The sequence below is a fragment of the uncultured Campylobacter sp. genome, from assembly GCF_937997595.1.
Classification (GTDB): domain Bacteria; phylum Campylobacterota; class Campylobacteria; order Campylobacterales; family Campylobacteraceae; genus Campylobacter_B.
Genome location: NZ_CALKTS010000157.1, coordinates 1 through 5,986 on the forward strand (window position 1 = coordinate 1; position 5,986 = coordinate 5,986).

Sequence of the window (5,986 nt, forward strand, 5' to 3'; positions counted from 1 at the left end):
ATAAATTTTATAGCGAGGCAAATCGGGTAAATTTAAAATTCGGCAAAGCTTCGATTTTAAATTTACCCTTTATACGCCGCTTTTAACGAAGCTAGCGATCCGCTCCGCGGCTATTTTGCGCCGACGCTCATATTTAAATTTCACGAGTATACATTCCTTCTTGTTTTAAATTTTAAAATTTCATAATCTCACTAAATGCTTCGCAGAAGTTAATCAAGCGGCTTTAAATTTGCGCCGTTAAATTCCAAAATACTCACGATTATGCAAGCGGTGACTAGTGATATATTGTGAAAACTACGCCTAGCAAAAGCACTCACTTTATAGCTTTGCCACATAATTAAGGTCGTGCGGCATCGCGTAGAAGCCTTTGCGCCGCAGACTCTTTAGGTCGGAACGATTTTAGCGATTCGGACGCTTCACATAAATGATTTACGATATCTCCTACTTTTTCGTCCGTCGTACCAAGACGCGCCCAGTCGCCGAGTCTGCAGGCTTTTTCGTAATAGAGTGCTGCCTCCTGCATTTCTTCTATGCCGATTTGATACTCTGCATACAATCCGCAAGCCGCCCATTCTCCGCCTATGCCATCGCATCCCTTTTTATAAAGCTGCGCGGCTTGCGCCATATCTTGTTTGGTGCCCTTTCCCTCTTGATACATCATACCAAGCTGCAAGCAACTTGCTTTATGCTTGCCTGCGCAAGCTTTGCCAAGAAATTCTGCAGCCTTGCCTAGATCAATCTCAGGCGTCAGATTATCTGATCGCTCGGCTTCTTTCAGATACGATGCGGCAGCAGAGACACAGGAGTCAGTGCGTCCTGCTTCGCAGACGATTTCATCTATTTTAGTTCCCAAACCGCCGAACGCCGCATAGCCCAACAGCACTAAAGCTAAAATCATCTTTTTCATTACAACTCCTCATATAAATTTAAAATCACCTCAGCGGGCAGCTTTTTCGCAAGATTTTTGCAGTATCTTGTTAGAATCGACACTTATGATTTTTTTGCCCAATTTGCACGCCTTGTCGTAGTATCTCATCGCCACTCTTTGATCGTCGCTCTCTATATTAGAGGCGTATATCGCGCAAGATACCCAGTTCCCCTCAGAATCGCAAGATATTCTATACTCTTCGGCGATTTTCGCTTTAATTACGTCCTGCACAGCTCTTAAATTTTGCGCTTCAAGCTCAGCAGGTCTGCTGCAAAATTGCTTTATCCCATCGTTAAATGCGGGGTTATTTTGCAATGCGGGATCCGAGCTGTTTTTACCAAGCTCGCAGGCCTTTTTATAGTATTTCGCCGCTTCATTATTATCCTTTCCCTCCATAAACACGGCAAATAACCCGCAAGCAAATATATCGTCCTTGCTATCGCAATCTTTCTTGTGTTGCGCGGATGCCTTTGCTAAATCCGCGTCATTGCCGCTCATAGTAGCCGCCATAGTGCAGCCGCTTTCATAACCCGTATCGCATGCCCTTTCAAAGAACTCAATAGCCTTTTTATCGTCTTTTGCTACCGCTTTCCCTTCATGATAAAATCCTCCTAATCCGAAACAACTAAGAGCATGGCCGCCGTCGCACGCTTTTTTATAAAATTTAAAGGCTTTTTTTAAATCTTGCTTTACGCCGAGATCGCCTAATTCAGGGATATTTTCATATACCCCGCCGAGGTAGCCGCACACCTCCTCATACTTCACGGTTACATTTTCATTCGCAAAACCCTTGCCGCTTTCGCAAGCCTTTTCCATTTCGCTTATTACCTCCTCAGGCGTCGGTTCTTTCGCCTCTTCGGCAAACACAAATGAGCTTAAAAAAGCTAAAGCTAAAATGATTTTTTTCATTTCTTCCTCCTTAAAATTTTTCGTATTATTTCATTTTTCGTTGCCAGATAATGTCATTTAATGGCATTAAATTTTATTGCTCTATTTGTTTTTAAAAATTTAGCCGAAAGTATACCTCCTCCTTAATAAGCGCAAAAATATACGATTGTTACGCTTTACAGCCTGCGTACGGTAGTCGCATCAATATCTAATTTTCAATCTATGACTTACTGGTGCTATGAAATTTTATAGCGCCTAATACCGACGAGCTCTTGATATACTCAAAAATTCTAAAATTTTTTAAGAGTCGATGTGCGAAATTTAAAAAGCTAATTTTTAAAGTAAAATTATTTTAAAAACTTAATTTATAATTTAGCTTCTATAAGCCACGAAATTTAAGCTCTCTTTTAAAAATAGAAAAATAAAATTTCGCTCTATAACTTGTAATTTCGTTTTAAGGCCGAAAAATTCGCAATTTTTAATGCTAAAATTCCATAAATCTTTCATTCATTTCACATTAAAGGAGAGAAAATGAAAAGACGCGAATTTTTAAAAGGCGTTGCCGCGAGTGCGGCAGGTGCGGCGAGTGCGAACGCCACTAGCGTCATCAGCGACGATCTGATGAATAGCGAGGATGCGCCGATCACCGCCTCGCATTTCGGCGCGGTTAGGGCTCTTAGGCGAAACGGTAAATTTGAAGGCGTTTTAAGCGCAAGCGAGCTAGATTTTTTCCCGGTCAGTCTTACTCAGGGAATCGCAGCACGCACATACGATGCTACGCGCATCGCGCGACCATGCGTGCGAAAAGGCTATCTAGAAAAAGGCTGGCAGAGCGACAAAAGCATGCGCGGCAAGGACGAGTGAATCGAGATTAGCTGGGATGAGGCGTATAAACTCGTAGCTGACGAGCTAAAGCGCGTACTTAAAGACCACGGCGCGAGTTCGATTTACGGCGGCAGCTACGGTTGGTACAGCGTCGGCAGCGTAAATAACCCACAAACCCTACTCGGTCGTATGCTAAATATCATCGGCGGCTACACTACTCGCACTCTCACGTATTCAACTCACGCGATCCGCGCGATCACACCTTATGTCAGTGGAACAGACGAAAGCAGCGCCTTGCAAACCGCATGGCCTACGATCCTAAAGCATAGCGAAGCGGTGCTTATCTGGGGTGCCGATCCGATCAATACCAATCAGATCGCATGGGCCGTGCCCGATCACGAGAGCTATTTGTATTTCGCAAAGCTAAAAGAGCAGATGCAAAAGCGCGGCGTAAAGGTGATCACGATCGATCCGGTCTATAATAACACCGCTAAATTTTTAGGCTCTGAGCACATTTCGATCAACCCTACCACCGACGTTGCGATGATGATGGCGATATGTTATGAGATGATGGCGCAAGGGCTTGCGGATGAAAAATTTCTTAAAAAATACACTCACGGCGCGGAGGAATTTAAAGCCTATCTTAGAGGCGAAAGCGAAGATGGGCTCAAAAAAGACGCGGCGTGGGCGTCTAAAATTTGCGGCGTGAGCGAGGATGAGATCAAAGGCTTGGCTAAAATTTTAGGCAGCAAACGCACTATGATAATGTGCGGCTGGGGTCCGCAGCGCGCTCACCACGGCGAGCAGTTTCACTGGATGGCGACGGTGCTTGCCGCTTTCGTGGGACAGATCGGGCTTGCGGGCGGCGGATACGGCTTTGGCTATCATTACAGCGACGGCGGCTGCCCTAGCCCCGCAGCTCCGGTAGGAAGTGCGCTAAGCCTCACAAGCGGCGCGGCGACTACTTCCTCGGCTTTCCCGGGCTTAGGCAGCATGAGTATCGTGCCTGCCAGCGAGGGCGAGTGGAAAAACCGCGACAACATCGCAATCCCCGTCTCGCGTATCGTCGATTGTATCAATAACCCCGGCAAGGAGATAGATTTTAACTGCAAAAAGATAACTTATCCCGACATCAAGCTTGCCTACTGGGCGGGCGGTAACCCATATCTGCACCACCCCGATACGAATTTGCTCGCGCGCACGTTTGAAAAGCTCGATACCTTCATAGTCCAAGAGTGCTTCTGGACGGCGAGCGCGCGCATGGCGGATATCGTTCTGCCAGCCACTACCGAGCAGGAGCGCGACGACATAACCAAGTCGCATACGAATAAATTTATCATCGCTATGCATAAGATCGCCGAGCCTTACGAGCAGGCGCAAAACGACTATAAAATTTACTGCGAAATTCTAAAGCAGTTCGGCGAGAAAGAGTATATGGCGTTTAGCGAGGGCAAGAGCGAGATGGAGTGGATCAAGCAGTTTTACGACGCTTCTAAGAAAAAAGCGGACGCATCGAAGATAAAGATGCCGGAATTTGAGGAGTTTTGGAAAAAGGGCTTCGTGAAATTTGAAATTCCAAAGCACGCCTACGAATACGTAGCGATGGAGGAATTTAGAAAAAATCCTATCATAAATCGCCTCGGAACGCCGTCTGGAAAGATCGAGGTCGTCTCGAAAAAGATCGCTAAAGCGGCGCTGGACGACTGCCCAAGCCATCCCACATGGATGGAGCCGATGGAGTGGCTGGGGAACGCGCAAAAGACGCAAAAGTATCCGCTAAATTTAATAACCCCGCATCCGAAATACCGCCTGCACGGGCAGCTAAACAACACTTGGCTACGAAGCTTAGAAGAAATTGACGGTCGCGAGCCCGTGTGGATGCACCCAAAAGATGCCGAAGCAAGAGGGCTTAAAAACGGCGACGTAGTTAGGGTTTTCAATGATCGCGGCGCCGCGCTTGCAGGGCTCATCGTCACCGAAAACGTAAAGCAAAGCGTCGTGCGGATGCAAGAAGGCGGCTGGTGGGATCCGCTCTTTAGCTCTAGCGGCGATATGTGCGTTCACGGCAACGCAAACGTGCTGGTGCCCAACGAGCCTAGCTCGAAGCTTGCGTGCGGCAACCAAGCCACCGCACTGGTGCAGATCGAGAAATTTGAAGGCGAGCTTCCGCCGCTTGCGGTATTTTCACAGCCGAAATTCGGCAAAAGGAGCTAGCGATGAGACAAAATTTTAAAATTTGCGCGAGCGAACGGGGTCAAATTTCATCGCCTCGCTCAGCCAGAATTTCACCGCCGGGCGCAGATAGAATTTCATGCGAAACGGATAAAATTTACGCGAGTGAGCGAGGTAAAATTTTATCCAAAGCGCTAGCGGCGTTTTTACTCGCAGCAGCTTGCCATTTGGGCGCGACGGATCTTTTCGTCGCGGCTCAAACCCCGCTTCTAAACAAAGCGGGCGGCAAGGAGATCGCCAAGCTGCACGTAGGCGCGAAGCTGCAAGTGCTAAAGGACGGCAAGGACTACGTGCAGGTGCGATACGCGGGCTTCGTGCCCGAGGGAAGCAACGTAAGCTACGCGAGGCTTGGGATTTTGGAGCAGGATTTGCAAGCGCAAAACGCAAAGAGCCTAAAGACGCTAAAGACCGTGAAGGACGACTACGATAACGATGGGCGAACGTCACTATCGACGGCTACGTCGCAAAGCTTGCCGTGACGGACGACGCGGCTAAAATTTACGACGCGGGCGAAAATCTATTCAAGGAGCGCTGCGGCAGCTGTCACGCGCTGCACGGATACGACGAGTTTAACGTCAATGTCTGGCCCAGCGTGGTAGAGACGATGATACAAAACTCGGGGCTGCAGCCCGACGAATACGAGACGCTCGTGCGATTTTTGCAAAGCAAAGCGCCTGTGGAATGAAATTTAAAGCGCTTGCTATTTACGCAGCGGGTGGAATTTATCGCCTAAATCTCGCCCGCTAAGTAAACTTAGAATTTTAATACTCGAAGCGGAATTTAGTTTTTAAATTTAAAAAGTAAAGCTCTGCCCACGAAATTTCGGCTATGAAATTTTGCGCTAGCGCTCTTTTGTGCGAGTAAGTTCATTCGCCACGGTCTAAATTTCGCCTACGGAATTATGCACGGAGCTCTGCTTGATTTCGCGCGGTAAAACTCTACCGCTGTGAGATAAAATAACGGAATCTCTCCACAAGATCTACTGTAAAATTTCACGCGGTAGTTTTTTGCCGCAGATGGAATTTGACCTCGAAAATTTTAGATTTCTAAAGCGAAATTTCAAATAAAATTCGTGCCATAAATCCATCGTGTAAATTCTATACCGAAAACCAT

General features: G+C 47.1%; 6 protein-coding genes. 4 read left to right on the forward strand and 2 right to left on the reverse strand.

Features of this window, described 5'->3' with window-relative positions:
- Nucleotides 1-337: 337 nt before the first annotated feature.
- Nucleotides 338-907 (reverse strand): hypothetical protein, encoded by a 570-nt coding sequence (locus Q0614_RS05685; RefSeq protein WP_298787159.1) that lies wholly within the window; start codon nt 905-907, stop codon nt 338-340.
- A 30-nt stretch (nt 908-937) separates the two neighbouring features.
- Nucleotides 938-1,837 (reverse strand): tetratricopeptide repeat protein, encoded by a 900-nt coding sequence (locus tag Q0614_RS05690; protein WP_298787160.1) that lies wholly within the window; start codon nt 1,835-1,837, stop codon nt 938-940.
- Nucleotides 1,838-2,347: 510 nt separating this feature from the next.
- Between Q0614_RS05690 and Q0614_RS05695 the strand changes: the two genes are divergently transcribed.
- Genes Q0614_RS05695 through Q0614_RS05710 form a run of 4 tightly spaced genes read left to right on the forward strand, consistent with a single transcriptional unit; the run spans nt 2,348 to nt 5,558 of the window.
- Nucleotides 2,348-2,680 (forward strand): twin-arginine translocation signal domain-containing protein, encoded by a 333-nt coding sequence (locus tag Q0614_RS05695; protein ID WP_298787162.1) that lies wholly within the window; start codon nt 2,348-2,350, stop codon nt 2,678-2,680.
- Between the two features lie 6 nt (nt 2,681-2,686).
- Nucleotides 2,687-4,855, forward strand: coding sequence for a molybdopterin-dependent oxidoreductase (locus Q0614_RS05700; RefSeq protein WP_298787169.1), 2,169 nt, complete (start codon nt 2,687-2,689; stop codon nt 4,853-4,855).
- A gap of 2 nt (nt 4,856-4,857) precedes the next feature.
- Nucleotides 4,858-5,352: a hypothetical protein gene (locus tag Q0614_RS05705; protein ID WP_298787165.1), complete on the forward strand. Its 495-nt coding sequence runs from the start codon at nt 4,858-4,860 to the stop codon at nt 5,350-5,352.
- A complete protein-coding gene (locus tag Q0614_RS05710; protein WP_298787167.1) occupies nt 5,349-5,558 on the forward strand; it encodes a hypothetical protein in 210 nt (69 codons plus the stop codon). Before Q0614_RS05705 ends, Q0614_RS05710 begins: the two co-directional genes overlap by 4 nt.
- The last annotated feature ends 428 nt before the right edge of the window (nt 5,559-5,986 follow it).

What these genes read in the sequence shown, in the direction of transcription:
- Q0614_RS05685 (WP_298787159.1), bottom strand. Translation starts at nt 907, where the DNA reads ATGAAAAAGATGATTTTAGCTTTAGTGCTGTTGGGCTATGCGGCGTTC.
- Q0614_RS05690 (WP_298787160.1), bottom strand. Translation starts at nt 1,837, where the DNA reads ATGAAAAAAATCATTTTAGCTTTAGCTTTTTTAAGCTCATTTGTGTTT.
- Q0614_RS05695 (WP_298787162.1), top strand. Translation starts at nt 2,348, where the DNA reads ATGAAAAGACGCGAATTTTTAAAAGGCGTTGCCGCGAGTGCGGCAGGT.
- Q0614_RS05705 (WP_298787165.1), top strand. Translation starts at nt 4,858, where the DNA reads ATGAGACAAAATTTTAAAATTTGCGCGAGCGAACGGGGTCAAATTTCA.